Source organism: Streptomyces sp. NPDC031445, assembly GCF_055581365.1.
This window is the reverse complement of the sequence record NZ_JBVIJO010000024.1, coordinates 23,400-45,873: the sequence shown is the minus strand read 5'-3', so window position 1 is coordinate 45,873 and position 22,474 is coordinate 23,400. Positions and strand designations below refer to the sequence as shown.

Genomic DNA, 22,474 nt, shown 5'->3' with positions numbered 1-22,474 from the left:
ACGGTCCGCACGGCGGGGCCTTCAGGTCTCGTCCCGCAGTCTCCGCCAGGCTCGGGTGCGGCGCAGCACGTAGAGGCAGACCAGCAGGACGGCCGCCTGAAGCCCTATGGCCAGCAGCCAGAAGACCGCCCTGCTCTCCAACTCGTTGGTCATGAACGCGAAGTTCATGCCGAAGAAGCCCGTCAGGAACGACAGCGGCAGGAAGATCACCGACACGATGGCCAAGCGGTTGATCACACCGTTCTGCTCGCCCGCGACCAGCGACCCGTAACTGGCGAAGGCCCGGCGGGTGGCCTCCTGCAAGGACCCGATGTCCGCGAGGACCAGGCGGGCCGCGCGCTGGAACTCCTGGGCGAGCCGCTGCCGCTCCTCCGGGAAGTCGCGGCTCATCATCCTGCGGGTGATCATCTCCTCGACCACCTGGACGTACGGCAGCAGCGAGTGATGCAGCAGGGCGGCCCGGCGGCGCAGATGGGACAGGCGGTAAACCTGCTCGGGGCGCCGCTGCGCGAACATGTCGTCCTCCAGCTCCTCCACCTGGAGCAGGGCGGCCACCGCGGCACGGCGGAACGTCGCGAGCGCCTCCTGGAGCACCAGGAACAGCGTGGCCACGGCATCGTGCGGCTTCTCCCGCCGCAGGTGCGTGGTCAGCTCCTCCGCGAAACGGGCCCGGCCCCGGTGGGAGACGACCAGGTGGCGTTCACCGGCCAGGACGTGGAGAGGGGCGACCCGGCCGCCCTGGACCACCGGAACGACGAAACCGGCGAGGTCGCCCAGGAACTCGGCCCGCGCGGACTCCCCCGCGCGGCCGAACCACGCCAGCTCCTCCGCCTCCAGGCCGAGCCGGCGGGCCAGTGGCCCGCCCTCCTCGCCCTCCTCCGCGGGCTGCTCGACGTCGAGCAGCAGGAAGGGGTCGAGGGCGAGCCGCCGACGCGCCTCCGCCACGGAGAGGCGCGTGGTGGCCGCCTCCGGCATCGACACCGTCCTTATGATCATCGCCCTCACCGCGGTCTCGCCCGGCCCCCTCGCGTGCCCGGCCCTCAGTCGAACGTGCGGGACGCGCCCTGCCGCCCCACGCACAGGGCCCAGATGACGAACCCGGAGAAGGCCATCAGAACGATCGACCAGACCGGGTAGTACGGCAGCGAGAGGAAGTTGGCGATGATGACCAGCGAGGCGATGGCCACTCCCGAGACGCGGGCCCACAGGGCGCCCCCGAGGAGACCGAAGCCCACCAGCAGCGCGACGGCGCCGAGAATCAGGTGGATCCAGCCCCAGCCCGTGAGGTCGAACCGGAAGACGTAGCTGCGTGTCGCGAGGAACACGTCGTCGTGCGCGATCGCCATGATGCCGCGGAAGACGTCCAGCAAACCGGAGAGCAGGAGCATGACGGCGGCGAAGGCCGTGAGGCCGGTGGCCCATTGTTGTTTGACGGTGGGTGTGGACGCGGTGTGTGCGGCGGGCATCGTGCGACCTCGTTTCTGTGCTGTGCGCCGTGTTCGGCGCACTGTGGCGGAGACGGTCCGGCGCGTGCGCGCCGCGGGCGGTCCCGCGGCCTCGCTCAAGCGGTGTCCGCCCGGGCGGGGCGGCGGATGCTCTCCGCCCGTCCGGGTCCGCGTCCGCGTCCGGTGGCCGTGCCGTGCGCCCAGCGTGCGCGGGGCGGGCCGCGGCCGCCTCACCCGGTACGGGTGAACGTCCGTCACGGGACCGGCCCGCTCCACGCGGTCGGCCGCCGGTCCCGTCGCCGCGGACAGCACCGCCGTGACGGCGAGCACGAGCGTCAGCACCAGCGGGACCGATGCGCCCAGGCGTCGCAGGCGCCGGTGGAGCAGGCGCGCGGCGCGCCTCAGCCGCAGGTACTCCGCGTGTTCACCGGCGGTCAGTGCCCGATCGGCCGGTACGGACGGGTCCGGGCCCCAGGGTCCGGAGGCGGTGCCGGAATCCGGGGTCCTCCTTCGCGGGGAGTGTGGCCGGCGCCGTCGGGCCCCGGGCCGTGGACGGCGCACCTCCTCCCGGGGGCCGCGGACTGCCGGGGGACCGGGGTGCGGGGATGCGGGGTCCGCGGTCCGCGGTCCGCCCGGGCCGCACCGGCGCGGGAGGCTCGCCGGGGCCCGCGTGAGCGCCGGCGACGGCTCCTCCTCACGCGGTCGGCGGATCCCCTCCGGCCGGCCGACGGGCCGTGTACGGGCACCTCACCGGGCCAGAGTGCCGCCGACCGGGCGCCGTGGGGTCACCCACGGCGGGTGATCCGTGCGGCCGACCGCGACGATGGGGTAGGTGCGGTGGGCCGCCGGGCGGCCCGTGGCGGAGCGGACGAAGAGGCACCAGATGACCGATCCAGTGGCTCCCGGCAGGCAGGAGGTCCCGCCGGAGGGAACGGCACGCTCCCGCCTGCCGGGCCGCTGGGCCCTGACCGCCTCGGTCGCCCGCTCGGCCGGTGTCGCGGCCGGCCTCGTCGCCGCGTACTACCTGTTGCCGCTGGACCGGCACGGAGAGGACATCACCGCCGTGGCCCTCGTCGGTGGTCTGCTGGCGACCGGCCTGTTCTTCGGCTGGGAGGTGTGGCTCATCAAGCGCTCGCCCTGGCCGCGGCTGAAGGCCGCCGAGGCCGTGGCCGCCACCGTGGCGCTGTACCTGGTCCTCTTCGCGAGCGGCTACTACCTGCTGGAACTCGCCGTGCCCGGATCCTTCAGCGAGCCCCTGAGCAGAACCGACGCGTTGTACTTCACGCTCACCACGTTCACCACCGTCGGCTTCGGCGACATCGTCGCGCGCTCCCAGACGGGGCGGGTGCTGGTGATGTGCCAGATGGCGTGCACCCTGCTGATCGTGGGCCTTGCCGTCCGGGTGCTCGGGGCCGCGGTCCGAACCGGCCTCCGGCGCCGGGGGCGGGACACGCCGGAGTGAGGGCGGCGCCCGGATCAGGTCGGCGTCTGGCGCATCTCCAGCACCCTCAGCCCCAGTGACTGGCAGCGGGCCAGCAGCCCGTACAGCTGTGCCTCGTCGACGACCGCTCCGAAAAGGACGGTCTGACCGGCCATCAGCACGTGGTCCAGCTCGGGGAACGCCTTGACCAGCGTCTCGGTCATCCGTCCGTCGACGCGAATCTCGTAGCGCATGAGCTTGCTCTCCCCACGTCTGCCCGAGGGGGCTGCCGGACCCCGTCCGTGCGATCCTCCGGCTCCGTGCGCCGCGCCGCTTCGCCCGTGGGAGGTGATACCGCCCGCCGCTCGGGCGGTAGGGCCGGACCGGTCCGGTGCGCCCGCTCACGCGCGTGCCGTCACAGGAGTCCGCGTTCCCGTGCGCGGCGCACCGCGTCGTGACGCCGGTTCACGCCCAGCTTCCGGTAGGCGCTCTTGAGGTGGGTCTTGACCGTGTTCACCGACACGTACAGGTCGGCGGCGATCTCCTCCGTGGACATCATCTGCGCCAGCCGGCGGACGACGTCGCGTTCCCGTCCGCTCAGCTCCTCGACCACCGGCGGCGCCGCTCGCTGCCCGCCGCACGCCGGGGCGTCGCGGCGCGGCGATCCGGTGGGGGGCCGGGCCCCGGCCGGCGCGTCCAGCGGCAGTGTGCGCAGCCACGGCCCGGCGTCCACGAAGGGGCGCCGCAGCCGCTCGCGGCGGGCTTCCCGCAGCGCCCGCGAGACGAGTCCGCGCTCGGCGGCGTGGTCTCCGTGCTCGCCTGCCAGCCGGGCTCCGAGCAGTGCGGCCCGTACGGTGACGGCGGGGCCGATGCCGGCCCGTGGCCGTAGCCTGCCGAGCAGTTCGGCCGCGGCCTCGGGTCTGCCCGCGGCCAGTTCCGCCTCCGCGGCGCCCACGAGGCACACCGGCTCGTCACCGGGCACGTCGTGCAGCAGCCTGACGGCCGTCTCCGGACGGTTCGCGGCGAGGTGGGCGGCGGCGGCCACGCACGCCGTGTGCGCGGCGGCCCACGGGGACGCCACGTCGGCCACGACGGCCCGGTCCGCCGCTTCGAGCGCGGCCTGCGCGTCGCCGCGGGCCAGCAGGATCCGCCCGGTGACGAGGGCCCGCGCCGCTTGCGTCACCGGGTCCGGCGGCGGGTGCCGCGCGTCCACCGCCGCGTCGAGGAGCGCCTCGGCCCGGTCCAGCTCGTCGCGTTCGACGGCCACCGCGGCCAGGACCAGCGATGCCAGCCCCGGCCCGGGGGCGGGGGGCGGGCCGCCGCGGCCCGCCGGGGCGACCGTGGCCAGCGCCGTGCGCTCGGCTCTGCCCGGCCAGCCTTGCAGGTAGTCGATCAGGGCCAGGTGGCCCATACACTCCCGGCGCGCCTGCGCCGTCGCTCCCGTCCCGTCGGCGTCGACCACCGTGGTCAGGGCCGCTCGGGCGGCCCGGACGCGGCCCGCCCACAGGCGTGCCGAGCCGAGGTGGGTGAGCAGGAGTGCCGTCAGCTCGGGGTGCGCCTCCAGCAGCGTGCCCGGCACTTCGCGCCGCACCCGCTCGGCGAGGCGGGCCGCCCTCTCCGCCCGTTCCGGCGCCCCCGTCAGGCGGGCCACCAGGGTTTCCAGCAAGGCGCAGCTCAGCCGGGTCACGGCCAGGTCGGCCGGATCGCCCTCCGCCGGTCCGTCCTGCGACGCCAGGGCCTGTACCGCCCGTCGCAGGCGGGAGGAGCCCCGCGCGACCTCGCAGCGGGACAGTGCGCAGGCCGCGCGGACGAGGTCCGTGGCCGGACCGGTGGGCTCGGGCCCCATGCGGGAGAACAGCCGGGCCAGATCACCGGAGTGCAGGCCGGTGAAGAGCTCCCCCAGGGCGAGGTCGCCGATGAGGGCGCCGGCGGCGCTGTCCCAGTCCTCCGCCGCGGCCGCGTGGCCGAGCGCTTCGCCGAGGGACCCCGAGCGCCGCAGCCAGTGTGCCGCCCGGCGATGCAGCTCGGCTTCCAGCTCCGGCGAGCGCACCCGCAGGTGGGCGCGGAGGATCTCACCGAACAGCGGGTGGAGACGGAACCAGGCGTGCCCGAGGTACTCGACGAAGGCGTTCTGGCCGTGCAGGGCGGTCAGGACGCGTTCGGCGTCGGTGCGACCGGTGAGGGCGTTGGCGAGGCCGGGGCAGAAGCGGTCGAGGACGCTGACCCGCAGCAGCAGGTCCTGCGTCCCGGGCGGCTGCCGTTTGAGCACCTCGGCGAGCAGGAAGTCGGCGATCGTGGTGCGGTCGGCCTCGAACTCCTTGAGGAACGTCCGCGGGTCCGTCTCCCCCCGCGCGGCCAGGGCGCACAGCCGCAGCCCGGCCGCCCAGCCACGGGTGCGCTCCACCAGGGCGCCGACGTCGTCGGCCGGCAGGCGCAGGCCGTGCAGCGCCAGCAGAGCGGCGGCCTCGTCGGGGGTGAGGGCCAGCTCGGCGTTCCTGATCTCCGTGACGGTGCCGGCCGCCCGGTAGCGGTGCAGCGGCAGGAGGGGCTCGGTGCGGGTGACGAGGACCAGGCGCATGCCGTGGCCCGCCTGGCGGAGGACGAATTCCAGCTGGTCCGCGATCTCCGGGTCGGTCACCCGGTCGTACTCGTCGATGACGAGGATCACCGGGGTGTTCCGGGTGCCCAGTCCGGCGGCGAGCCGCGTGAGCAGCCTGTCGTCCGCGCGGCCGGCCGAGGCGGGGAGGCCGACGTCGGCGGACATCGGCACGCCGGCGAGGCGCAGGGCCTCCAGCAGGTACGCCCAGAAGGTGCCGCCTCCCCTGTCGGCCACCTGGGCGGTGAGCCAGGCGACGGGCTCGTGCCGGGTGGAGACCCAGTCGGCGGCCAGCAGGGTCTTGCCCGCTCCGGCGGCTCCGTGGACCACCGTCAGCGGGGTCAGCAGGGCCTCGTCGAGGTGCACGGTCAGCCGGTCACGCCGCAGGTACGTCACGGGGCGCGCCGGTACGGCGAACTGCGTCCGCAGGAACGGGTCCCCTCGGGGATCGGCGTGTGGCGCGTCCGGCGCCCGTCCGGTCCCGCCCGGTACGGCCATGCTCCTCACCACCTCGGTCGTCGCCCGGTGGACGACGCGGGAAGGGGAGAACTGCCCTGGGTACAGCGGGGACCGGGAGGCTCGCCGGCGCCGGCTGTGACGAGCGCCGGCGGAGAGTGCGGACGGCGCCCTTCCGCTTCAGCCTACCCTCCCGGACCGCCGGGGCTCGTGGTGGCCGCCGGCCTCGCCGCCCCTTCGAAAGCGCGTCAGCCGGCGGGAGGGTTCGCCGAGACGGGTGGTCAGCCGGTGCTTCGCGGCGGCCGCCAGTTCGTCGAGACGCTGCTGAAGCCCGCTCAGGTCCGGCGAGGAGTCGCCCTTCGCCACCCGGCCCAGGACAGCCGTGACTTCCCGGTCGAGGGCGGCCATGGCCGCGCGGACCTCGCCGCTGTCGATGTCCGCCTGGGCGGTGTCCCAGACGGCGTGGCACTCCTCGCCGTGCCGGACCGCTTCCGCCTCGGTCTGGTGCCGGTGCTCGGGTGAGGCCGCCGCCCCGGCCGGCTCGGGCAGCCCGGCCACCCAGTCCCGCGCCGCGCACACCTGCCTGAACTGCTGGTGGACGGCCTGCCGCTGGGCCCGCAGCCCCGACTGCTCGTCCCTGTGGCGCTGTGCCAGGGTCCTGACCGCGTAGTGGGCTGTCGCCCCGAGGAAGCCTCCGCCGAGGGCTCCGCCGATGCCTGCGAGCGCCGTACCAAGCCTGATCACACCTCTCAGTCAACGGCTCGCGGGGGCGGGTACGGCGGTCCACGCCGAACGCGTCACCCGTTGTGCCCGCAGACGGGCACGCGGTCGGTCGAGTGGCGGGAAGTGCCCGACGGCCCGGCGCGGGAGCGCAGTTCGTCCGGCACGGTGCACGGCCGCGACCGGCGTGTTCTCCGCGAGCGGGGGCTGTCGCGGGGCCCACGCTTCGAGATGCGGTCATCAGCGCCCGCTGGTTACGCTCGCTGAGTGGCCGGGTGGAACGGCCCATGGCCCGGCGCGGCGCGCGCCCCGCCCCGCCGGGGCGGAACCGGGCAGTTCCGCGGTCCGCACCGTCGCAGTGCTCACACCTCCACGGGAGGAAGGTCGCGATGAGGTTCACCCGCATGCGTACAGCAAGGGCCACCGGGGCGGCTCTGGTCGCCGTTCCGCTCGCGCTCGGAGGGCTGGCGTCGCAGAGCCACGCCCAGGATGCCTCTCCCAGCCCGTCGGGGACGTTCGGTCCCGGCTGCTCGTCGCTCTCCCAGAAGGCCGACACGGCCAGGGACAAGGTGGTGGAGGCGGCGGCCGCCTACCCCGAGCTGAGCCAGCTGGTGGCGGCGACGGTCCGGGCGAGGCTGGGCAATGCCCTCGACGGGAAATCCGGCATCACCGTCTTCGCCCCCGACAACCAGGCCTTCAAGAAGGTGTCCGCGTCGCAGCTCGCCGCGCTGCTGAAGAACGAGGGGCAGCTGAAGAAGGTGCTGGGCTACCACGTCGTCGGCCAGCGGATCACCCCCGGCCAGCTGTCCAAGGGTTCCTTCACGACGTTGGAGGGCGGCAAGCTGACGACGTCGGGCTCGGGTACCCACTTCAAGGTCAACGGCAAGGCGAACATCGTCTGCGGCAACATCAAGACCGCCAACGCCACCATCTACGTCGTCGACGCGGTTCTCCGGCCCCCGTCCTGACCCGACGCTCCCGCTGCCGGCCCTCGGGGTGCCCCCCCCGGGGGCCCGGTAACGGGGAAGCTCACAGCCGTGCCTGACGGTCCCTTCATCACCGGGCTGCAAGGATCCGGGTACCCGTCTGAACGGCCGCCGTCCGCGGGCCGTACCCCATGACGGACCAGGAGAAGCTCCGCCGAAGGGAACCCCCAGATGACCAGCCCATCCCTGCACCCCGCTGTGGGACCGGCCCGCCGTACCGTCATGGCGGCGGCCGGTGCGGCGGGGCTCGCCGCCGCGCTGACCGCCTGCGGTTCGGACGACGACTCGTCCGGCGCCGCCGACACCGGCTCGGGGTCGGGTGGTTCCGCGCAGGACGGCGCCGACACCACCGGTGGCTCCGCGCTGGCCAGGACCGCCGACATCCCGGAGGGCGGCGGCAAGATCTTCAAGGACCAGGGCGTCGTGGTCACCCAGCCGTCGGCCGGCACCTACAAGGCCTTTTCGTCCAAGTGCACCCATCAGGGCTGCGCGGTGGGCAGCGTGGCGAACGGCGTGATCGTCTGCCCGTGCCACAACAGCGAGTTCTCCGTGACGGACGGCAGCGTGAAGAAGGGGCCCGCGACGCAGCCGCTGCCCGCGGCGAAGATCACTGTGTCCGGCGACGAGATCACGCTGGCCTGAGCGGGCGCAACGCCGTCCGCCTGTCCTCTTGAAGGAGCCGAGCAGCGCGGGGGTGTGGCCGACGGGCACCCCCGCGCCGGCGTCGGCAGGGACGACGGCTTCTCTCCTCTGACGCGATGTCAGAGGATCGCCTTTGGTTCGCTGACAGGACGTGGGAGAAGAGGGGGCCGCATGACCGTCACACAGCAGCGCCGGGGCCGGAAGATCATGATGACGCCCGGTGAGCTGGACGAGTTCCTCACCTCACAGCGCACCTGCCGGGTGGCGACCGTCTCGGCCGACGGCGCACCGCACGTCAGCGCGCTGTGGTTCGCCTGGGACGGCACGTCGCTGTGGCTGTACTCGGTGGTGCGCAGCCGGCGCTGGGCGCAGTTGCGCCGCGACCCCCGGGTGGCTGTCGTCGTGGACTCCGGCGAGGAGTACGACCAGTTGCGCGGGGTCGAGCTGTCCGGCCGGGTGGAGTTCGTCGGCGAGGTGCCGCGCCGGGGCGAGCTGTGCGCCGAACTGGACACCGCCGAGACGCTGTTCGCGCGCAAGAACTTCGGTCTGGACGAGATGCCGCACGACGGCCGGCACGCCTGGGCCCGGCTGACCCCGGACACGATGGTCTCCTGGGACTTCCGGAAGCTCGGCGGGGCGTAGCCGGGACCGCTGCGCTCAGCCCAGTTTCCGGGCCGCCGTCCGCAGTGCCTCGACGGCCGCGCGGATGGAGGGGCGGCGGTCGGCGTCCGCCCGCCAGACCACGTACACGTGGCGGCGCACGCGCTGCCTGAGCGGCACCAGGACCACGCCCTCGGGCACCGGGTGCCGGCCCAGCAGCGGCGCGATGCACACGCCCAGCCCGGCCGCGACGAGTCCGAGCTGAGTGTGGGTCTCGCCCGCGCGGTGGCCGACGATCGGCTCGACGCCCTTGGACCGCAGGGTGAACATCAGCCACTCGTGGCAGAACTCGCCCTCGCCCCAGGTGATCCACTCGTCCTCGGCGAACTCGGTGAGGTCCACCTCGTCGCGGTCCGCGAGCCGGTGCGTCGCGGGCATGGCGACTTCGGCCGGGTCGTCCAGCAGGGGCGCCTTGACCAGGCCGTCGGGCACGGGCATCGGCTTGTTGTACCAGTCCAGGACCACCGCGAGGTCGAGATCGCCGCGCACCACCCCGGCGATGCCCGCTTCCGGCTCCAGCTCGCTGGAGCGCACGCGCAGTCCGGGGTGCTCGACGCGCAGGGCGCCGAGCGCGGCGGGGAACAGACCCCGGGCGGCGGTCGGGAACGCCGACAGCCTCAGTTCGCCGACGACCTGGCCGCGGTGCGCCTCCAGGTCGGACTGGGCCAGCTCGACCTGCGACAGGATGCGCGCCGCGTGCTCCGACAGCAGCCGGCCGGCGTCCGTGAGCCGTACGCCCCGGCCGTTCTTGGCGAGGAGCTGCTGGCCGACCTCCCGCTCCAGCTTGCCGAGCTGTTGCGAGACCGCGGACGTGGTGACGTGCAGCGCGTCGGCGGCGGCGCTGACCGAGCCGTGCCGGGACAGGGCGTCGAGGGTGCGCAGGCGCTCCAGGTTCAACATGTAAGCGATTCTAAGAGGTACCAGGTGGAAAATCTCGATTGTGCTACGAGGTCGTCTCCAGCATCGTGGAGACCATGAGCACGGTCACCGCATCGACCCCCACCAGGTCCCAGTCCCCCGCCCCCTCCCGGCCGCGCGCCCGCCTCGACTGGCGGCTCCGCTTCGGCGCCCTGTCCCTGATCTGGGGCTTCAGCTTCCTGTTGATCAAGGTCGGGACCGGCGGGTACGCGCCCTTCCAGGTCACCCTCGGACGGCTGGTGTTCGGCACGGCGGTACTGGTGGCGGCGATGGCGGTGAAGCGGGAGCGGCTGCCGCGCGGGGCCCGCCTGTGGGGGCACATGGCGGTCGCCGCGTTCCTGCTGAACGCCCTGCCGTTCTCCTTGTTCGCCTACTCCGAGCTGACGATCCCGTCCACCCTGGCCGGCATCTGCAACGCCACGTCCCCCCTGTGGGGCATGGCCCTGTCCGTGGTCGCCCTGTCCGAGGACCGGCCGACCCGGGTGCGCGTCGCCGGGCTCGGCCTTGGCTTCCTGGGCGTCCTCACCGTGCTCGGCGCCTGGCAGGGCTTCCACGGGCTGGACGCCACGGGTACCGCGATGGCCCTGCTGGCCTCGCTGAGCTACCCGGTCGGCTGGATCTACGTGCGGCGCACGCTGGCCGGCACGGGGAACTCCCATCTGTCGATGACCGGGGGCCAGTTGCTGCTGGCGACCGTGCAACTGGCCGTGGTGACGCCGTTGTTCACCAGCGTCCCGGACCACTTCGCCGTCGTGCCGCTGCTGGCGATCGCCGCCCTGGGCGCGCTGGGGACCGGGCTGGCGGTGCTGATCCAGTACGGGCTCGTCGCCGAGGTCGGGCCCACCACCGCCCAGATGGTGACCTACTTCATCCCCGTCATCGCCACGGCCGCGGGCGTCGCGATCCTCGGGGAGTCCCTCCGGTGGACCACGCCGGTGGGGGCGGTGATCGTACTGGCGGGCGCCGCGCTCACCCAGATACGGGGCAAGGGCGCGTGACACGGCGGGGCGAGGGCGCGCGGGCCTGTCGAGACACGGCGGGGCGAAGGGGCGAGGGCCGGCCGTGACGCGGCGGGGTGCGGGGTGCCGGGCCGCCGTGACCCGACGAGACGCGGGGGCGCGGACCCGCCGTGACGCGGCAGTGTGCGGAGGCACGAACCCGCCGTGACACGACAGGACGTAAGGGCGCAGGCCCCCTGACCCAGCAGGGCGCGAGGGCGAAGGCACGCCGAGACGCGGCAGGGCGCGAGGGCCAAGGCCCGCCCTGACCCAGCAGTGCACAAGAACGTAGACCCACCCCGGCCCAGCAGCGCACCAGAACGCAGACCCACCCCATCCCAGCAGGGCGCGAGGGCGCGGACCTGCCGCACCCCGGCAGGGGGCGCGGGCACGCCGTGCGGGGCGCGAGGGCGCAGACCCGCCGCGGCCTGCCTAGCGCCTCGCGGCCACGCCCCCCTTCCCCGCGCCCCCCTTCCCCGCGCCCCCTTCCCCGGCGCCGTCAGCCGTAGACGCGGGCCGGGGACGGGCGTACCGCCGCCGCCACCGCGTCGGCCAGCGGGGCGATGTCGTCCTCGGTGAGCGGTGAGATCGTGATGCGGACCGCCTGTGGCGAGGCCAGCCGGAAGCGGGCGCCCGGGGCGACCGCCCAGCCCCGCTGGAGCAGGCGGGCGATGGCTCCCGTCTCGTCGGGTACCGGGACCCAGACGTTCATGCCGCTGCGGCCGTGCGCGACGATCCCCCGCTCCGCCAGCGCGTCGACCAGGCCGGTCCTGCGGGCCCGGTACGCCTCCGCCACCGCCGCCCGGTCGACGGCGCCGTGGGTCCACAGGTGGGCCACGGCCCGTTGCAGGAGGAGACTGACCCAGCCGGGACCCAGGCGCTGGCGGCCGCGGACCCGGTCCACGGTGACGGGGTCCCCGGTCAGGACGGCGAGGCGCAGGTCGGGGCCGTAGGCCTTGGCGGCGGAGCGGACGAGGGCCCAGTGCCGGGTGACGCCCGCGAGGGGGTGCAGCGGCAGGTCGACGATGCCGTGGCCGTGGTCGTCCTCGACGAGCAGGGTCCCCGGATGCTCCCGCAGCACCGCGCGCAGGGCACGCGCGCGCGGGGCGGTGACCGAGGCGCCGGTCGGGTTCTGGGCCCGGTCGGTGACGATCAGGGCGCGGGCGCCGGACTCCAGGGCGCGGCGCAGGTCGTCGGCGCGCGGTCCGTCGTCGTCCACGCCGACCGGCGCCGTGTGCAGCCCCAGGGCGGGGACGAGGTCGAGGAGGCTGCCCCAGCCCGGGTCCTCGACGGCGACCGTGTCACCGGGCCTGAGGTGCGCGGTGAGGACGCGTTCGACGGCGTCGAGGGAGCCGGAGGTCACGGTCAGCGGACCCGCCGGGACGCCGTCGGCGTCGAGTTCGGCGCGGGCGAGGCGGGCGAGGTCCGCGTCCACGGGGTCGTCGCCGTAGCGGACGGGCCGGCGGTCGCCCTGTTCCGCCGCGGCGGCCAGGGCCGGGGCCAGGCGGGGCAGCAGGGCCGGGTCGGGATTGCCCGTGGAGAGGTCCCGGCCCCCGGGGGGCACCTCCACGCGCAACTGCTCGCGGCCGGTGGTGGCCGGCTTGGGGCGGACCCGGCTTCCCCGGCGGCCGGCCGTCTCGATCACCCCGCGTTCGCGCAGGATGCGGTAGGCGGCGGCCACCGTGTTCGCGTTCACTCCCAGCCGGCCCGCCAACTCCCGCATGGGGGGCAGGGCCTGGCCCGGTCGCAGCTCGCCGGTGCCGACCGCCTGCTCGACGCCGGCCGCGATCTCGGCTGCGCCGCGCCCGGTGATCCGATATTCTCCTAGCACAAACACCATTATGCACTAGTGCAAAACTGCCGCCACTGGAGGGGACGCCATGCAGGGCACGACCGAGGACACGCGGGCCGCCGCCTACACACCGACCGACCGGACCGTGCCCACGCGCTCCGCCGAGCGGGCGTCCTACGACAAGGAGCTGGTCCACGCGATCCTGGACGAGGGGTACGTCTGCCACCTCGGCTTCGTCCGGGACGGCGCCCCGGTGGTGCTGCCGACGCTGTACGGCAGGGTCGGCGAGCGGCTCTACGTGCACGGCTCGACCGGCTCCCGGCCGCTGCGGATGACCGGCCAGAGGGACCCGGGCCTGCCGGTGTGCCTGACGGTCACCCACGTCGACGGGCTGGTGCTGGCCCGCTCCGCCTTCCACCACTCGATCAACTACCGCTCGGTCGTGGTGCACGGCACCGCGTACGAGGTCACCGACCCCGAGGAGCGGCGGCTGGCCCTGGACGCGCTGGTCGACCACGTCGTACCGGGCCGGGCCGCCGACTCCCGGCCCGGGAACAAGAAGGAGCTGGCCGCCACCGCGGTCATCCGCCTGGACCTGGAGGAGGTCTCGGCCAAGGTCCGCAGCGGCGGCGCCGACGACGAGCCCGAGGACATGGACCTGCCGCACTGGGCCGGGGTCGTCCCGCTCCGCAAGGGTTACGAGGCTCCGGTCCGCAACGCCGACCTGGCGCCCGGCGTCGAGCTGCCGGACTACCTGGCGGCGCTGTAGCCGCGGCGGGACACACCGCGGCGGCTCACACCGGCGCGGGTTCCCGCCGGCCGGCCCCGCGGGCCTCGCCCACGGCCAGGCCCGCGACCGCGCCGAGCATCAGCAGCGTGCCCGCCGCCGTGGTCGCCGTGAGCCGTTCGCCGAGCAGGACGACGGCGAGCACGGCCGCGGTCACCGGCTCCAGCAGCATGATCACGGAGACGGTCGCGGACCGGACGACGGCGGCTCCGGCGAAGTAGAACGCGTACGCGAGGGCCGTGGGCACGGCGGCGATGTACAGCAGCAGCCACAGCAGCCGGGCCGGGGGGGCGGTGTGCGGGAGCAGCCCTTCCCCCGCCGCGAACGGCAGCAGGAACAAGCTGGTCACGGCGAAGGCGCCCACCGTGGTGCCGGCGGCGTCGGCGCCGCCGCCCCTCCCCCACCAGCGGGTGAGCAGGGTCATCACGGCGTAGCCCGCCGCCGAGGCCAGGGCCAGCAGCACACCCGCCGGGCGTACGGTCGTGGCCGAGCCGCCGAAGGTGAGCACGGCCAGCCCGGCGAGCGCGCCGGCGACCGCCGCGGCACCCCCCGCGCCCAGCCGTTCGCCGAGCAGCAGCCGGGCGCCGAGCGCGATGAGCACGGGACCCGCGCCGAGGGTGACGACGGTGGCCACGGCCAGCCCGGTCGACGCCACGGCCGCGAAGTACGCGGTCTGGAAGACGGCCAGGCCGAGCCCGGTGGCCAGCGCCCTGGTGAGGGTGCGGCGCACGGAGCGGGCCGGGGCCGTACGGCGGGCGCGCGGCCGCAGCAGCCGGCCGGCCAGCAGCAGGGCGAGCCCCAGCGCGCAGCGCCAGAACGAGAGGGCGAAGGCGCCCATGTCGCTGGTCCGGTAGACCAGCGAGGCGGCGGCGCCCGCGGTGCCCCAGGCGGCACCGGTGACGATCAGGTAGAGCAGGCCACGCCCGACGGGCAGGCCTGAAGCGGGGTGCGACAAGGTCGACAAGGCAATCTCTCCGCAGAAGCGCACGTGGAGGTGCGGAAGTTCGGGAGCGTCCCCGCTCGGGCGGGGCGCACGGACTTCGTCTGCGGGCAGCACCGTCCGGCCCGGCGCGCACGCGCCGGGCGGGATCCGCGGGCCCGCCTCAGGCGGCCGGGGGTGAGAGGACGAGTGCGGTGTGCGCCATGGTCCGGACTCTAGGCGGCCGTACCGCGGGCGGACAACTCCCTTTCGGCGCCGCCCGAGGCGACCGGCCCCGACGGGTCCCCGGCCGGGGTGGCGGACTGCGCGACGAACGCGCCGGCCAGGACGACCGCGCCCCCGGCGACCTGCGGCGCGGACAGGTGCTCGCCGAGCAGCACCCAGGCCAGCACGGTCGCGATGACCGCCTCCAGACAGGCGACGACCCCGGCGACCTGCGGCGAGAGCCGGCGCACGGACAGCACGCCGGTGACGTACGCGATCACCGTGGCGACCAGCACGACCCAGGCGAGCAGGGCGGCCGCGGGTACGGCGGTGCCGTTCAGGCGCGCGGAGCCGCCCAGCACCGACCAGTCCATGTCCCAGGGGCGGGCCACCACGGTCAGCACGGCGGCGCCGGTCAGCAGCCCGTAGGCGATGACACCGAGCGGGTCCGGCGCCGCGTCACCCGCGTCGCTGCCCTGGTCGGACAGGACGAAGTAGCCGACCTGGCAGCAGGCGGCGCCGAGGGCGAACACCAGGCCCAGCGCGTCGAAGCTCAGGCCGGACCAGACCTCGACCACGCAGGCGAGGCCGCCGGCGGCGAGGACCACGCCGAGCGCGGCCGCGCGGCTGACGGGCCGCCGCTGCACGAACCGCACCCAGCCGAGCACCAGGGCGGGAGCGAGGTACTCGACGAGCAGGGCCACGCCGACCGGGATGCGGGAGAGCGCGGCGAAGTAACAGGCCTGGACACCGACGACGGCGAGCAGCCCGAACCCGGCGAGCAGCGCGGGCCGGCAGCGCGGCAGCGCCCGGTGCCGGACCGCGACCGGCAGCATCACCAAGGCGGCGCCCGCCACCCGCAGCCACACCACGTGGAGCGGGTCGAGTCCCGCCTCGATCAGCGGCTTGGCGGCCACCCCGGACCCGCCGAAGGCCAGCGCCGACCCGAGCGCGAGACCGAGCCCGGCTCCCCTGCCGGGACTGCCCTGACTGCTCACAGACGTATGCACCGGCACATGATGACAGGCGACGACAGGAGCGTCACTCCTGATGACACCTGTCTCAGTTGGTGGACGACGGCTGAACGGGTGACCGGAGGGTCAGCGGGCGGCCCCGTCCTCGTCGGTGCGCACGTCCGCTCCCGCCTCGATCCGCGCGGACAGTTCGCGGGCGGGGATGCCGGCGCGTTCGAGGACCTCGACCGCCCGGGACCGGGGGTCCGCGGCGAGCGCCGCGAGCAGGTCCGTGCCGCCGGCCCGGGCGGCGCCCCGCCGCCGGGCACGCGCGCGGGCGTCCGCGAGCGCGGCCGACGCGGCCGGGGACCAGCCCTCGGCCTCCCGGCCGGAACCGCTCGCGCCCACGGTGCCGGCGGGTCCGGCGGAACCCGCGGCGTCGGCGGGACCGGCCGGGGCGGGGACGCGGGGCAGCGCGCCGGAGTCCTCCACGCTGCCCTGCCAGCGCAGCCCGTAGCCGATGCTGCGCTGCACCAGGTAGCCGAGGACCCGGGCGAGCCGCTGCGGGCCCCCGACGGCGGCGCGGGCCTCGGGGTCGTGTTCCAGCAGGGCGTGCAGCAGATGGGCGGTGTCGGTGTGCCGGTCCCTGTCCCGCACGGCCCTGCGGCGGGCAGCGGCCAGCACCGCCGCGAGCTCGGTACCGAGCCCGGCGGCGCCGTCCGGATGCGGAACCGCTTCGTCGTCGGCGGTCCGGTGGGCTGTACGGGGTTGCACATCCCCACCCCATCAGCCGCGAAGGGACGGGGCATCCACGAGGGGAACCATTTCCGCGTCCCACGCCGAGAGGACATCGCCGGCCCGGATCTCATCCTCGCGGAGGAGATCTGACCGCTCCCGCGCACGAACGGCACTCTCCCGCGCGGATTCCGACGGTTCACGCCACCCGCTGCACGCTGCCCTCGGACGGGGCGCCAGGACGGTCCGGACCGACGGGAGTTCACCCGTGCCGCGGTGTCGCTGACGGCGGGCGGGCCCAGGGGCCCGGCGACGGCCGCCCTGAAGGAGTCGCCGCGCGAGCCGGACGGCCTGGCGGGCCGGGCCGGGACGAGCGAAGACGAAGGCGCCCCGCGCTGTCCGCGCGGGGCGCCACGGCCGGCGGCTCTCGCCCAGGGGGTTCAGTGCTCGTCGGCGAGGATGAGGTACAGCTTCTTGCGGGCGTCGTTGACGACGGCGAGCGCCTTCTCGCGCTGCTCCTTGCTGCCGGTCTTCCACACCTGGCCGAAGGCCTCCATCAGCCCGAAGCCGGCCTGGCGGATCTCGGTGAGGGCCTCCCAGTCGACTCCGCGCGAGGCCTCCTCCCAGGGGGCGTCCGGCCCCTCGTCGGCGGCGGTCCGTCCGCTGTCGGTCAGGGAGAACAGCTTCTTGCCGCCCTCGCTCTCACTGACGATCAGGCCCTCGTCCTCCAGCAGTTGGAGGGTGGGGTAGACCGAACCGGGGCTGGGCTTCCAGGCGCCGCCGCTGCGTTCGGCGATCTCCTGGATCATCTCGTAGCCGTGCATGGGCCGTTCCTTGAGCAGGGCCAGGATCGAGGCGCGTACGTCACCGCGCCGCGCCCGCCCGCGCGGGCCGCCCCGTCCACGCGGCCCCCAGGGGCCCGGACCGAAACCGGGCCCACCGGGACCGAAGCCCGGACCGCCCGGGCCGAAGGGCCCGAAGGCGGCCCGCCGCCCGTCGAACCCGCCGAAGCCGCCCATGCCCCGCCGTCCGGGGCCCTCGTGCCGGTGTCCACGCTCGAAACCGTGGGTGCGCATCGCGCTCACTCCATTCCATCGTTGATCTGTCACGTATGCATCGCGTATCGTTCGCGATGCTTCAACGATATATCGGAACCGGTCGCGGGACAACCCCCTTGCCGAACGAGCGGGGACGGGACGGGCGGGGCGGGAATCAGTCCGGGGCCGCCGGATTGGCCTTGGTACGAGGGCCCTCGCAACCGCTAGCGTCGGCGCCATGCGCATCCGAATCGTCGACGCCTTCACCGACCGCCCCTTCGCCGGCAACCCGGCGGGAGTCCTGCTCCTGGACGACGTCTTCCCGGACGACGACTGGCTCCAGAACGTCGCCATGGAGGTCAACCACGCCGAGACCGCGTTCGCGCACCGACTGCCCGCGGGCGGCGAGGCGGACTGGGCGCTGCGCTGGTTCACGCCGGTCACCGAGGTCGCGATGTGCGGTCACGCCACCCTCGCCACGGCCCACGTCCTGCACACCACCGGCGCCCACGAGGGCCCGGTGCGGTTCGCCACCCGCAGCGGCGTACTGATCGCCACGCCCGGCGCGGACGGCTCGGTCACCCTCGACTTCCCGACCGCCCCGCTCACCCCGGTCGAGATCCCGGCCGGGGTCGCCGAGGCCCTCGGGGCGGGCCCGGTCGCCGCGTTCGACACCGGCCCGAACGTCGGCGACCTGCTGGTGGAACTCACCGACGAGAAGACGGTGCTGGCCCTCTCCCCCGACCACCGGGCCCTCGGCGCCTACTCCGCGCGCGGCATCATCGCCACCGCCCGCGCCGACGACCCGTCCCGGGGCTACGACTTCGTCTCGCGCTGCTTCTTCCCGAACGTCGGCATCGACGAGGACCCGGTGACCGGCAGCGCCCACACCGCGCTCGCCCCGCACTGGTCCGCCCGCCTCGGCCGCGACGACCTCACCGGACTCCAGGCGTCCCGCCGCACCGGGCTGGTCCGCACCGGGCTGCGGGGCGAGCGCACCCTGCTCACCGGCTTCGCCGTGACGGTCGTCGACGGCGAACTGCGCGCCTGAGAAGCGGCTCAGGCGGTCGGCAGCCAGCCCACCTTGCCCGCGAGGAGGGCGTAGCCGACGAACGCGCCGATGTCGAGCAGGGAATGGGCGACGACCAGCGGGCCGACGCGGCCCCAGCGGCGGTACAAGAAGACGAACACCACGCCCATGACCATGTTGCCGACGAAGCCGCCGATGCCCTGGTAGAGGTGGTACGAACCGCGCAGGACCGCGCTGGCCACCAGCGCGGTCCCCGGGGTCCAGCCCAGCTGCCCCAGCCTGCGCAGCAGATAGCCGACGACGATGACCTCCTCCAGGACCGCGTTCTGCAACGCGGAGAGGATCAGCACCGGGTACTTCCACCACACGTCCGGCAGTGCCTCGGGTACGACGGTGAGGTTGAAGCCGAGGCCGCGGGCGGCGAGGTAGAAGGCGATGCCGGTGCTGCCGATCACGGCCGCGATGCCGGCGCCACGGGCGAGGTCGGGCCAGGGGCGGGTGCGGTCGAAGCCGAGGGTGCGCAGACCCGCGCCCTCGCGCAGCAGCAGGTGGGCGACGAGCGCCACGGGCACCAGCGCGGTGGCGATGCCGAAGAGCTGCCAGGCCAGGTCCAGCCAGGGGCGGCCCGGTGCGGCGGAGGCGTTGAGGGTGGCCGCCTGGTCCTTGAGCCCGCCCGGCTTGGTGACCGAGCCGATGAAGCTGATCAGCGCGGACACCCCGCTCGCCCCGAGCGAGAGCGCGAGCACCAGCAGCGTCTCGTCCCGCAGTATCCGCCGCGGATCACGCCCCCGCGCCGCGGAATCGGCCACCGAGTCAGCCTCCACCTGCACCCCTGCCTCCAGCCGGCTCACGGGCCCCTGGCCCACCTTTCGCCTGGCAAGGATCGCAGAAGCGGCCTCACGAGGCGCGGGATGCCCCGCGAAGCCGGCTCCGCACGCGGCCTCACGACGGCGCGCGGGCCGGCTTCACGACGGACGGAGCCCCGCGCTCAGCCCAGCGGTACCGGTTCCGGCAGGCCCACCGGCCATGTGTGCACCGGCTCCCCCACGTGCATCAGCTCGGCGTACCGCCGTGTCGTCGCCGCCAGGGCCGCCTGCCGTGACATCCCCTGCTCCAGCGCCCGGTGGAAGGTGGCCGCCTGCCAGGACGCCCCGTTGACCCGGCGCCGGCAGCGCTCCTCGATCACGCCCAGGTAGAGGTCCCGGTCGGCGGCCTCCACACCCCACGCGTCCAGCCCGGCCGCGGCGAGCGGCAGCAGCTCGTCGCGGACCAGCGTGACCGCGTCGACCTCGCCCGTGCCGCCGTACCGCCCCCGCCGGGGCCAGACGAAGCGCGCGTCGATGCCGTACCGGCACGCCGCGTCGAAGTTCGCCTCGGCCGCGGCGAACGGCAGCCGCGTCCACACCGGCCGGGACTCCTCGGCGAGGGCGCGGACGAGGCCGTAGTAGAAGGCCGCGTTGGCGATCACGTCGGTGATGGTGGGCCCGGCCGGCAGCACCCGGTTCTCCACCCTGAGGTGCGGGACGCCGTCGGCGATGCCGTACACCGGCCGGTTCCAGCGGTAGATCGTGCCGTTGTGCAGCACGAGTTCGGAGAGTGCCGGCACTCCGCCGGCCTCGACGACCTCCAGCGGCTCCTCGTCGTCGCAGATCGGCAGCAGGGCCGGGAAGTAGCGCAGGTTCTCCTCGAACAGGTCCTGCGCGGAGGTGATCCACCGCTCGCCGAACCAGGTGCGCGGCCGTACGCCCTGCGCCTGGAGCTCGGGCGGCCGGGTGTCGGTGGACTGCAGGAACAGCGGGGGCCGGGACTCGCGCCACAGCTCGTGCCCGAAGAGGAACGGTGAGTTGGCGCCGACGGCGATCTGCGCGGCGGAGGCCGCCTGGGCCGCGTTCCACACGTCGGCGAACCGCCCCGGGGTGACCTGCAGGTGCAGTTGCAGGGAGGTACACGCGGCCTCGGGCACGATCGACTTCGAGGTGCAGACGAGGTGCTCCACGCCCTCGATGTCGAGCCGGAAGTCCTCTCCGCGCGCGGCGACGATCTGGTCGTTGAGGAGCGTGTAGCGGTCGACATCGGAGAGGTTGGAGGAGACCAGGTCGTCCCGGTCGAGGGTGGGCAGGATGCCGATCATCACGATGCCCGCGTCCACCTCGCCGGCCTTGCGGTCGGCATAGGCGAGCGACGTGCGCAGTTCTTCGGCGAGCCGGTCGAATACCCGGCCGCCCAGACGGTGTGGGGCTATGTTGACCTCCAGGTTGAACATGGCGAGTTCTGTTTGGAAGTCACGGCTCGCGATGCGCTCCAGTACCTGCCCGTTCAACATTTTCGGCATACCGTCCGACCCGGCGAGATTCAACTCGATCTCGACTCCCATGAGATTCTTGGGCCGGTCGAATCGCTTCTCGCGCAGCAGCCGCTCCAGTCCCGTCAGGCACTGCTGGAGCTTTTCACGGTAGCGCTGGCGATCGGACAGGTCGAACTGCCCTGCCACGACCTTCTCCCCCATCGAAGTGTCCCTCCTCGGATGGGCGGGCCGACGATCCGGCCGCCTGGCTCCCGGGTCACGTGGGATGATGCCCAGCCGAAGCGATCGATAACGTCCCATGCGGGCCCGCCGCCCGCTAGTCTGTCGTCATGTTCCCGGCGGCACATTCACGGGGCATGCCGCGCTCGCACCTTCGGGTGCCCCGGACGCCTCGTGAAAAACGCCGACGACATTCGGCCGACCGTTACCGGTGCGTAAGACGAGGTCAGCGGCGGGTGCCCGGTCCGGAAATCGGGATGATTTCCGCAAATCCACGGCCTAATTCCGCCTTGCCCGGTCGGCCGGAATCGGATAGCCGAAACACCGGCCGAACACACGTCGTATAAACTTCGTCCCCAAGGCAGAAGGTTGGCGCCCTCGGTCCTGGTTTCCGCGGTGTTCCTGCCGTTCCCGTTGACGGGCGGCAGACCGAGCCGCACTCTCTTCCACACCGACCTGGGCCCCCACCTCTCCGGCCTTCCGTGAGCTGACAGCGCCGTCCGCCCCACCCTCCTCGCGCCGCCGCGCCTGTCGAATGAGAGGCGACCCACATGCCGCTGCACGTGCCCCCTGCCCCCGCGCCTGCCCTGCGCTCCGTCCTCACCGCCCTCGGTTCCCCCACCGCGGTCCGTGAGGCGCGCACTCCCTCCCTGCGCGCCGCGCAGGGCCCCGCGACACCGGAACTCCCGTTGCCCGTCCACGTGCTGGACCGGATCACCGCGCAAGGCCTGTCCGCGACCCGGCTGGCCGGCTGGCGCTTCCTGATCCGGTGCGGCGATCGCGCGGTGGCCGCGGCCGAGACCATGCTGACTCCCGACGGCTGGGCCTTCTCGCACTTCTTCGAGGGCCCGTACGTCGCCTCCACCGAACGTGCCCTGCACCAGGCCGAGGCCCTGCAACAGCCGTACCAGGCAAGACTGTTGTCCGTGCCCGGGCTGTACATGCTCACCCTGTGGCTGCACGGCGACTGCTCCGGCGACGGCAGCGAGGGCCATCCCGCCGCCACCGATCTGCTCGTACCGCTGGCGCCCGCACCGCCCGGCATCCCGACGCACCGTCCTTTCCCGGTCGCCGAACTGCTTCCGGTGCTGACCCATCGGGCGACTCCTCTCCCGCTGCTCGGCTCGCCCGCCTGACCGGAGCCCGCGTACCCCGCCGACCGCGAGCGAAGCGGGGTACGACTGTCTTTCGAGCACTCCGCCGCCCGGAGCCATCCGGACTAGTCCCATCCGGCCACTGCGAACCACCCGAAGGGACAGTGCAGTTGGACTGAACCGTCCGCGCGGGTGACGCGTCCTGAACCTGTGAGAAGCGGTGCTGTGAAATCCCTGCGGAACGACGCCCAGAGGACAACACTGGTTTCCGACCGATTCATCATCACGGGGGACGGACATGATCACGACAGAGCGAAAGATCCCGCCCATGTGCCAGCACCAGCCGCCGTGCCCGCCAGCCGAATCCGCCGACCGGGAGTCCGCCCGCCTCGTGGCGCACCACCCGGAGCAGGGGTGGAGCCTGCTGTGCAACGGCGTCCTGCTCTTCGAGGACACGGGTGAGCTGCTGCCCGACGGCCGTGTCATCGCCCCCCACCGCCCGCTGGGAGCGGAGCAGGTGATGACCGCCGCCTGAGG

At 74.1% G+C, this 22,474-nt stretch carries 22 protein-coding genes; 9 read left to right on the top strand and 13 right to left on the bottom strand.

Features of this window, described 5'->3' with window-relative positions; translation table 11 throughout:
* Positions 1-21: 21 nt before the first annotated feature.
* Together ACZ5DC_RS38485 and ACZ5DC_RS38480 are read right to left on the bottom strand one after the other, a co-directional pair.
* Complete coding sequence (locus ACZ5DC_RS38485) at positions 22-996, bottom strand: CorA family divalent cation transporter (RefSeq protein WP_468660786.1); 975 nt, start codon at positions 994-996, stop codon at positions 22-24.
* A 44-nt stretch (positions 997-1,040) separates the two neighbouring features.
* On the bottom strand, positions 1,041-1,466 hold the full coding sequence (locus ACZ5DC_RS38480; protein ID WP_468660784.1) for a DUF7144 family membrane protein: 426 nt from the start codon (positions 1,464-1,466) through the stop codon (positions 1,041-1,043).
* Positions 1,467-2,328: 862 nt separating this feature from the next.
* Between ACZ5DC_RS38480 and ACZ5DC_RS38475 the strand changes: the two genes are divergently transcribed.
* The gene (locus tag ACZ5DC_RS38475) at positions 2,329-2,907 is read left to right on the top strand and encodes an ion channel (protein ID WP_468660782.1); all 579 of its coding nucleotides are present in this window, start codon (positions 2,329-2,331) and stop codon (positions 2,905-2,907) included.
* 14 nt (positions 2,908-2,921) lie between these two features.
* Here the strand turns inward: ACZ5DC_RS38475 and ACZ5DC_RS38470 are convergent, their stop codons facing one another.
* The 3 genes from ACZ5DC_RS38470 to ACZ5DC_RS38460 all read right to left on the bottom strand — a co-directional run bounded on the left by ACZ5DC_RS38470 (position 2,922) and on the right by ACZ5DC_RS38460 (position 6,661).
* Positions 2,922-3,119, bottom strand: coding sequence for a hypothetical protein (locus ACZ5DC_RS38470; protein WP_468660781.1), 198 nt, complete (start codon positions 3,117-3,119; stop codon positions 2,922-2,924).
* 161 nt (positions 3,120-3,280) lie between these two features.
* A complete protein-coding gene (locus ACZ5DC_RS38465) occupies positions 3,281-5,959 on the bottom strand; it encodes a winged helix-turn-helix domain-containing protein (RefSeq protein ID WP_468660779.1) in 2,679 nt (892 codons plus the stop codon).
* A 138-nt stretch (positions 5,960-6,097) separates the two neighbouring features.
* The gene (locus ACZ5DC_RS38460) at positions 6,098-6,661 is read right to left on the bottom strand and encodes a hypothetical protein (protein ID WP_468660777.1); all 564 of its coding nucleotides are present in this window, start codon (positions 6,659-6,661) and stop codon (positions 6,098-6,100) included.
* A gap of 365 nt (positions 6,662-7,026) precedes the next feature.
* Here ACZ5DC_RS38460 and ACZ5DC_RS38455 point away from each other — a divergent pair, with 365 nt between their 5' ends.
* The 3 genes from ACZ5DC_RS38455 (at position 7,027) to ACZ5DC_RS38445 (ending at position 8,907) form a co-directional block, all read left to right on the top strand.
* A complete protein-coding gene (locus tag ACZ5DC_RS38455; RefSeq protein ID WP_468660775.1) occupies positions 7,027-7,605 on the top strand; it encodes a fasciclin domain-containing protein in 579 nt (192 codons plus the stop codon).
* A gap of 189 nt (positions 7,606-7,794) precedes the next feature.
* Complete coding sequence (locus ACZ5DC_RS38450) at positions 7,795-8,265, top strand: Rieske (2Fe-2S) protein (protein ID WP_468660773.1); 471 nt, start codon at positions 7,795-7,797, stop codon at positions 8,263-8,265.
* A 171-nt stretch (positions 8,266-8,436) separates the two neighbouring features.
* Positions 8,437-8,907 (top strand): pyridoxamine 5'-phosphate oxidase family protein, encoded by a 471-nt coding sequence (locus tag ACZ5DC_RS38445; protein ID WP_468660772.1) that lies wholly within the window; start codon positions 8,437-8,439, stop codon positions 8,905-8,907.
* A gap of 15 nt (positions 8,908-8,922) precedes the next feature.
* Here ACZ5DC_RS38445 and ACZ5DC_RS38440 read toward each other — a convergent pair whose 3' ends face one another.
* The gene (locus tag ACZ5DC_RS38440; RefSeq protein ID WP_366751783.1) at positions 8,923-9,825 is read right to left on the bottom strand and encodes a LysR family transcriptional regulator; all 903 of its coding nucleotides are present in this window, start codon (positions 9,823-9,825) and stop codon (positions 8,923-8,925) included.
* Positions 9,826-9,899: 74 nt separating this feature from the next.
* On the opposite strand from ACZ5DC_RS38440, the gene ACZ5DC_RS38435 reads away from it, so the two are divergent.
* Positions 9,900-10,841 (top strand): DMT family transporter, encoded by a 942-nt coding sequence (locus tag ACZ5DC_RS38435; protein ID WP_468660770.1) that lies wholly within the window; start codon positions 9,900-9,902, stop codon positions 10,839-10,841.
* A 499-nt stretch (positions 10,842-11,340) separates the two neighbouring features.
* Here the strand turns inward: ACZ5DC_RS38435 and ACZ5DC_RS38430 are convergent, their stop codons facing one another.
* Complete coding sequence (locus tag ACZ5DC_RS38430) at positions 11,341-12,672, bottom strand: aminotransferase class I/II-fold pyridoxal phosphate-dependent enzyme (protein WP_468660768.1); 1,332 nt, start codon at positions 12,670-12,672, stop codon at positions 11,341-11,343.
* Between the two features lie 49 nt (positions 12,673-12,721).
* Here ACZ5DC_RS38430 and ACZ5DC_RS38425 point away from each other — a divergent pair, with 49 nt between their 5' ends.
* A complete protein-coding gene (locus tag ACZ5DC_RS38425; protein WP_468660766.1) occupies positions 12,722-13,402 on the top strand; it encodes a pyridoxamine 5'-phosphate oxidase family protein in 681 nt (226 codons plus the stop codon).
* A 25-nt stretch (positions 13,403-13,427) separates the two neighbouring features.
* Here ACZ5DC_RS38425 and ACZ5DC_RS38420 read toward each other — a convergent pair whose 3' ends face one another.
* The 4 genes from ACZ5DC_RS38420 to ACZ5DC_RS38405 all read right to left on the bottom strand — a co-directional run bounded on the left by ACZ5DC_RS38420 (position 13,428) and on the right by ACZ5DC_RS38405 (position 17,328).
* Positions 13,428-14,375, bottom strand: a complete 948-nt coding sequence (locus ACZ5DC_RS38420; RefSeq protein WP_468660801.1) for a DMT family transporter — start codon at positions 14,373-14,375, stop codon at positions 13,428-13,430.
* Positions 14,376-14,575: 200 nt separating this feature from the next.
* Positions 14,576-15,580 carry an EamA family transporter gene (locus ACZ5DC_RS38415; RefSeq protein WP_468660764.1) on the bottom strand — a complete coding sequence of 335 codons (1,005 nt, stop codon included), beginning with the start codon at positions 15,578-15,580 and terminating at the stop codon, positions 14,576-14,578.
* 84 nt (positions 15,581-15,664) lie between these two features.
* Positions 15,665-16,291 carry a Clp protease N-terminal domain-containing protein gene (locus ACZ5DC_RS38410; RefSeq protein ID WP_468660762.1) on the bottom strand — a complete coding sequence of 209 codons (627 nt, stop codon included), beginning with the start codon at positions 16,289-16,291 and terminating at the stop codon, positions 15,665-15,667.
* Between the two features lie 401 nt (positions 16,292-16,692).
* Positions 16,693-17,328 (bottom strand): PadR family transcriptional regulator, encoded by a 636-nt coding sequence (locus tag ACZ5DC_RS38405; RefSeq protein WP_468660760.1) that lies wholly within the window; start codon positions 17,326-17,328, stop codon positions 16,693-16,695.
* A gap of 199 nt (positions 17,329-17,527) precedes the next feature.
* On the opposite strand from ACZ5DC_RS38405, the gene ACZ5DC_RS38400 reads away from it, so the two are divergent.
* Complete coding sequence (locus tag ACZ5DC_RS38400; RefSeq protein WP_468660758.1) at positions 17,528-18,340, top strand: PhzF family phenazine biosynthesis protein; 813 nt, start codon at positions 17,528-17,530, stop codon at positions 18,338-18,340.
* Between the two features lie 8 nt (positions 18,341-18,348).
* On the opposite strand, the gene ACZ5DC_RS38395 is transcribed toward ACZ5DC_RS38400, so the two are convergent.
* Both ACZ5DC_RS38395 and ACZ5DC_RS38390 read right to left on the bottom strand, forming a co-directional pair.
* Entirely contained in the window at positions 18,349-19,149 is an 801-nt protein-coding gene (locus ACZ5DC_RS38395) for a CPBP family intramembrane glutamic endopeptidase (protein ID WP_468660799.1), read from the bottom strand.
* A 158-nt stretch (positions 19,150-19,307) separates the two neighbouring features.
* On the bottom strand, positions 19,308-20,825 hold the full coding sequence (locus ACZ5DC_RS38390) for a glutamate-cysteine ligase family protein (RefSeq protein ID WP_468660756.1): 1,518 nt from the start codon (positions 20,823-20,825) through the stop codon (positions 19,308-19,310).
* 569 nt (positions 20,826-21,394) lie between these two features.
* Between ACZ5DC_RS38390 and ACZ5DC_RS38385 the strand changes: the two genes are divergently transcribed.
* Both ACZ5DC_RS38385 and ACZ5DC_RS38380 read left to right on the top strand, forming a co-directional pair.
* Positions 21,395-21,979: a hypothetical protein gene (locus tag ACZ5DC_RS38385; protein ID WP_366751792.1), complete on the top strand. Its 585-nt coding sequence runs from the start codon at positions 21,395-21,397 to the stop codon at positions 21,977-21,979.
* Between the two features lie 286 nt (positions 21,980-22,265).
* Positions 22,266-22,472: a DUF5999 family protein gene (locus tag ACZ5DC_RS38380; protein ID WP_041665012.1), complete on the top strand. Its 207-nt coding sequence runs from the start codon at positions 22,266-22,268 to the stop codon at positions 22,470-22,472.
* Positions 22,473-22,474: the final 2 nt, after the last annotated feature.